The organism is Murinocardiopsis flavida, from assembly GCF_003014485.1.
Classification (GTDB): domain Bacteria; phylum Actinomycetota; class Actinomycetes; order Streptosporangiales; family Streptosporangiaceae; genus Murinocardiopsis; species Murinocardiopsis flavida.
On record NZ_PYGA01000055.1, the window covers coordinates 1 to 4,837 of the forward strand.

10 protein-coding genes are annotated in these 4,837 nt (G+C 73.6%); all 10 read right to left on the bottom strand.

The features are described from left to right. Positions 1-851, bottom strand: an 851-nt coding sequence (locus tag CLV63_RS32895; RefSeq protein ID WP_106587161.1) for a bifunctional DNA primase/polymerase, incomplete at its 3' end; no start/stop codon positions are given. After that, positions 851-1,150, bottom strand: a complete 300-nt coding sequence (locus CLV63_RS32900) for a hypothetical protein (protein WP_106587162.1) — start codon at positions 1,148-1,150, stop codon at positions 851-853. The genes CLV63_RS32895 and CLV63_RS32900, both read right to left, overlap by 1 nt. Then, a complete protein-coding gene (locus CLV63_RS32905; RefSeq protein WP_106587163.1) occupies positions 1,147-1,881 on the bottom strand; it encodes an exonuclease domain-containing protein in 735 nt (244 codons plus the stop codon). Before CLV63_RS32905 ends, CLV63_RS32900 begins: the two co-directional genes overlap by 4 nt. Before the next feature lie 120 nt (positions 1,882-2,001). Then, the gene (locus CLV63_RS32910) at positions 2,002-2,232 is read right to left on the bottom strand and encodes a hypothetical protein (RefSeq protein ID WP_106587164.1); all 231 of its coding nucleotides are present in this window, start codon (positions 2,230-2,232) and stop codon (positions 2,002-2,004) included. A 39-nt stretch (positions 2,233-2,271) separates the two neighbouring features. After that, positions 2,272-2,622 (bottom strand): hypothetical protein, encoded by a 351-nt coding sequence (locus CLV63_RS32915; protein ID WP_106587165.1) that lies wholly within the window; start codon positions 2,620-2,622, stop codon positions 2,272-2,274. Beyond that, positions 2,619-2,918: a WhiB family transcriptional regulator gene (locus CLV63_RS32920; protein ID WP_170134421.1), complete on the bottom strand. Its 300-nt coding sequence runs from the start codon at positions 2,916-2,918 to the stop codon at positions 2,619-2,621. The genes CLV63_RS32915 and CLV63_RS32920 overlap by 4 nt, the downstream gene beginning before the upstream one ends. Next, positions 2,915-3,709 carry a hypothetical protein gene (locus CLV63_RS32925; RefSeq protein WP_106587167.1) on the bottom strand — a complete coding sequence of 265 codons (795 nt, stop codon included), beginning with the start codon at positions 3,707-3,709 and terminating at the stop codon, positions 2,915-2,917. Before CLV63_RS32925 ends, CLV63_RS32920 begins: the two co-directional genes overlap by 4 nt. Then, positions 3,706-4,110 (bottom strand): RRQRL motif-containing zinc-binding protein, encoded by a 405-nt coding sequence (locus tag CLV63_RS32930; protein ID WP_106587168.1) that lies wholly within the window; start codon positions 4,108-4,110, stop codon positions 3,706-3,708. The genes CLV63_RS32925 and CLV63_RS32930 overlap by 4 nt, the downstream gene beginning before the upstream one ends. Then, positions 4,107-4,343: a hypothetical protein gene (locus CLV63_RS32935; RefSeq protein WP_106587169.1), complete on the bottom strand. Its 237-nt coding sequence runs from the start codon at positions 4,341-4,343 to the stop codon at positions 4,107-4,109. The genes CLV63_RS32930 and CLV63_RS32935 overlap by 4 nt, the downstream gene beginning before the upstream one ends. Then, positions 4,340-4,774: a hypothetical protein gene (locus CLV63_RS32940; protein WP_106587170.1), complete on the bottom strand. Its 435-nt coding sequence runs from the start codon at positions 4,772-4,774 to the stop codon at positions 4,340-4,342. The genes CLV63_RS32935 and CLV63_RS32940 overlap by 4 nt, the downstream gene beginning before the upstream one ends. Between the last annotated feature and the right edge of the window lie 63 nt (positions 4,775-4,837).

Below are 4,837 nucleotides of genomic sequence, written 5' to 3' on the forward strand. Positions count from 1 at the left end.
GTCACCTCCTGCTCGGGGAGTCCGGCGGCCTGGCCGGCGGCGTGCAGGGCGGCACGGATCTGCTCGGTGTCGAGCAGCCCGCGGGCGGCGAGCTGGCCCAGCGACTTCGCGGCGATGTAGACGGACGTGTTGCGCTGGCCTTGGGGGGCGGCGCGGATCTTGTCGACCTCGCCCCGCAGCGCGGCGGCGGCGTAGGCGCCGCGGCGGGTGGTGGCCGCGGCGACCGCCTCCAACTCCGCGGTGGCCTCGCTCACGGCCGGGGCCGGGGTGAGGCGGTCGGCGATCCAAGCCGGAAGCGGGGCCAGATCGGTCGGTGCGACGACCTCGTAGGCGCCCTCGCCGTCCTCATCGGCGACGTAGGACCCGGGGCCCACCACGTAACCGCCGGCCCCGCGCGTGTCGATCAACCAGCCGAGCCCGTTGCCGCGCTCCCCCGAGGTGTTGCCGAGCCGGGTGCCCGGCGGGGCGGTGTAGTACAAGTGCAGCCCGCCGCGGCGGGTGCGCACCAGGAACGTCCCCAGGTCGATGCGCTCCCCGGCGGCTTCGGCGAGAGCGGCGAACACGTCCGCCCCATCGCGGATCCCCGGTTCGGCCGCCCACCGGGACGGGGTCCGCTCGCCGGGCTTGGGCACATCGAGGTCGACCACCACCAGGTTCGCCGGGCCGCATGCGATGCCGACGTTGGCGGTGGGCACGCGCTTCCACCAGGTGTGGATCTGGGCTTGCTCGGTGGTGGCCGCCTGCTCCCAGCCGCGCACCAAGGGGTGCTTGGTGCGGGGCCGGATGGGGAACACCGGCCAGCCGCGGCGGGCGGCGGCGGTGGCGTAGTCCAGCATCGTGTGGGCGGCCATCAGGCACCGCCGGGGCTGTGCTCGGTGCACGGCTCGGATTCCACGGGCAGGCCGCAGATGCCGTCCGGGGCCCCGGGGACGGGCACCGCGCACACGAAGCCGCCGGGCGGGACCGCGTCGGAGAACACCGTGGGCGGGTCCTGGCAGTCGCAGCGCGATGCGCAGCGGTCGATCATCCGGCGGGCGCGCTCTTCGGAGTCGGTGTGGACGGCGACCGTGGTGGCGCAGTCGGGGCAGGTCCAGGACCAGCGGGTCGGGCCGCCGAGGGAAACGGTGATGAGCAGGTCGCGGCGGGTCACATGTCCTCCTTGACGGGTGGTCCGGCGGGGATGACGACGGGCCAGCTCGGGTCGATGACCGCGTCGGGGTCCTTCGTCGCGCGCAAGTGGGCTTGGAACGAGGCGGCCTGGTCGGCCTTCCACCGCTCCTGGTTGGCGTGCAGCTCGTCGATGCCCATCGCGGCCAACCCCTGGTTGGTGTGGGCGAGCTTCCACGCCAGCCGGGCCGCGGCCAGCGCGTCGGCGTGCGCCCCGTGGGCCTGTCCGGGGGCGAGGTGGACGCCGTGGTGGGCGCACACGTCGGCGAGCTTGCGCGAGCCTTTGCGGTAGCGGTCGCCGTGCTTGTCGATGACCAGCGGGTCGATCACCCGCAGCCGGTGCGGGCCGGTGATGATCAGGGACTGCTTGTGGCGGCGTACCTCCCGGTTGACCAGGGTCAGGTCGAAGGGGGCGTTGTAGACGACGATCGGCAGCCCGGTGTTGATGGCTTCGGCGAGGGCGGCGGCGATCTCACCGACCGCATCAGCCGCGGGCCGGCCGTGTTCGCGGGCGTGGTCGGTGGTGATTCCGTGGATGGCGGTCGCCTCGGCGGGGATGTCGATGCCGGGGTCGATCAGCCACGTGGTGGCATCCACCGTGCGGGCGGCGGGGTCGATGCGCAGCAGGGCCGCGCTCACGATGCGGTCGGTGTCGAGGTCGGTGCCGGTGGTTTCGGTGTCGAAGGCGACCATCGGCTCTTCGTGCCAGCTCAAAAGGGGGTTCCTTTCCGTGTCAGTCGGGGGGTACGTGGTGCCCGTCTCCGGTCGTGAACCGGTGCGGCCTGCATGCAGGGGCCGGGACGGGCGGGTGGCAGGCCCGCGGGCGCGGGCTGTTCACCAGGCGTCGGAGTGCGCCGGTCCGTAGGTGATGGACAAGGGGGTTCCGGCCAGCAGCGCCTGGGCGGCCTCGATGCGGGTGTTCATGTCCTCCAGGCGGATCGCGGCCGTCCCGGACAGGTCGGTGACGGTCACCACGGGGGCGGTGCCGGCGTGGGCGGTGCCGGCGTGGGCGATGCTCAGGTGGGCGGGCCCGTTGGGGCCGGTGGTGGTGTGGGCGAAGGGCATGGGAGAACTCCTTACGGTTCGGCTCGGTCCGGGGTGTGGTCAGAACAGGGCGCCGTCGGGGACGGTGAGTGGGGCGCCGCGGTCATCGCGCAGCACGGTGGTGGTGCGGCAGGGGCAGCCGCAGTGGGTGCGGCATGCCCGGTCGCTCAGCCACACCGCCCGGGGTGCGGGCACCTCGGGCAGGCGGCATCCGGCGGGGACATAGCCCTTGCCGGTGTACAGCTCGGTTTCGGCGAGCGGGCGGCCGTGTGCGCAGTGCTGGTGGAAGTCCTTGGTGCAGGGCCAGCACGCCACGGCGGTGGCGGGGTCGCAGCCGCCCCAGACGTGGGTGCTGTGCCAGCGGCGGCGGGCGACGTGGGCGCGCACCCATGCGGCCTGGTCGGGCCTCACGCCGCATCCCGCAGCGCAGCGGCGGCGGCGCGCATGGTGCGGCGCTGGCGGGTGGTGGTGGCGCCCCAGATGCCGCTGATCCAGGGCCGGGCCAGGGCGTAGTCGAGGCAGGCGGCGGCGACCGGGCACGCCCGGCAGGTCTCCAGAGCGGCGGTCGTGGTCGGGTCCTGGCGGTACTCGCGGACCGGGTGCCAGGCATCCGGGTCGGCCATGCGGCGGCACAGCCCGTTCTCGGTGACCGCGCGCGGGGGCGGGCCGTCGGTGGCGTAGCGGGCCAGGATGCGGATCGTCCTCATGCGGCGTCTCCCAGTGCTGTGGTGCATCCGCAGCCGCCCCAGTCGGCGAGGTCGAACAGGGCCGTTGCGGGGGTGCTGTCGTGGATGCGGTGGCGGAGTTCGGTCAGCGTCAGCGGGCGGGTGGTCCCGCCGGTGCGGTCGCGCAGGATCGCCACGTCGGCCCCGAGATGGGCGCGCAGGCGTTGTTCGTGCTGTTCGGCGGCGGCGTAGCGCTCGGGGAAGACGCGCAGCAGGTGCGCCCATTGGGCCTGGCCGCCGCGCACGCACGCCCCGCCGCAGTTGTTGTGTGCGAACCCGAGCCGGTAGAGGCGGGGCGGTTCGAGGCCGGCGGCGCGGGCCTGCTCGGTGAGGGTGCGTTTGTCGGTGTAGGGCGCTTCGGTGAGCGGCGCGGTGGCGGTGAAGGGCCGGTAGCCGCGTTCGATGGCGGGCAGCCGGTGCATCTCGGTCCAGTCGATGCCGAGATAGACCGTGGTGGATGCGGGGTCGGTGTGGGCGTTGAGCCAGTCGCGGCAGGGTTTGATCTTGAGCCAGTAGGAGCAGGGCGCGATCTGGCTGTTGCCCAGGCGGCGCTGGTCGGCGAAGACCTGCCAGGGGTCGCGCCCATCGGCCACCCGGGTGATCGGCACGCCGATCTGGTGGGCGGCCTGGGCGGTGAAGCGGTACAGGTCGGGGTCTTCGACCCGGGTGTCGGCGAACAGCAGCACCAGGTCGTCGGGGCCGTGTTCGCGTGCGACACGGCGGGCGACCTCCCAGCTGGTGATCCCGCCGGAGAACATGACGACGTGCTTCATGCGGCCTCCACATCGTTGGGGTCGACCTCGGTGTCGAAAGCGCAGGCCGCGCATTCACCCAGCGAGGTCGGCAGGCAGTAGACGAAAGTCAGGCGGCAGGTCGGGCAGGTGCGCCGGGCCCGCATCGCGCGTGCCAGCGAGGCCAGCACCGCCGGGGTCGGCACCCTCTTCGGCACGGCGTCCTCTATGCGGTAGAGCAGGGCTTCGCGCACGCCGCGGGCGCCGGGCGGGGCCCGGCGGGAGCGCCACCGGATCTGGCCGGCGGGTTCCTGGCCGCCGGGGCGCAGGCCCCGGGCGGCGAGCTGCTTCTTGGTGGCGAGGTGGGCGGGGGCATGGCCCCACGGCCAGGTCGCCAACCCGTGACGGGTCGCGTCGGGGTCGTAGAACCGGGTGAAGCTCATCCGATGCCCCCGCCCTCGAACAGGGACGGCTGTTGCATCCCGTCACGAGCGCGGACCGGGGCGGGTGTGAGAGGCGCGGTCGTGGGCTCGATGCCGAGCCGGGTCCGCACCCATACCGCCCCGGTCTGAGCGTCGGCCGCGCACAGCGGGTACCGGTAGTCGCGTGCGCCGGCGGTGTAGGTGAGCACCGCGGTTGGGGCCTGGTCGCATTCGAGGACAGCGCACGCGGTCACGACGGGCCGCCCGGTCCGCTGCCGAAGGCGGCTTCGAGTTCGGCGAGCAGCGCGTGGTCGTCCTCGCTCAGCAGGCCCGGCACGTGCTCGGGGTGGTGGGTGCCGTCGGCGATGTCGAGGGGCAGGTGCTCCCCGCAGCGGTCGCAGAACCGGGACACGGGCAGGGGTTCGCCGTAGACCCAGGTGTCGGGGCCGTCGTCGGCGTCGGTCTCCCAGATGTGGCCCACCAGGTCGCATTCGCGGCGGGCGGCGCACTGCGAGCACCACATCCCCTCGAAAGTGATCGACCAGCCGAACTGGTCGGCGAGCAGGCGGCGGGCCTGCGCCCGGGTAGCGAACAGGGGTTCATAGTCGATGTCGAGGGCTCCGAGCCACTGGTCGCCGCAGCCGTCGCATTCAGCGCGGGTGCGGATCTGGCGGCGGTAGGGCATGGCGAACAGACCTCCAAGCGGAGTGGGATGGGGTGCGTGTGGTCCGGGGTGGTCGCCCCCGGC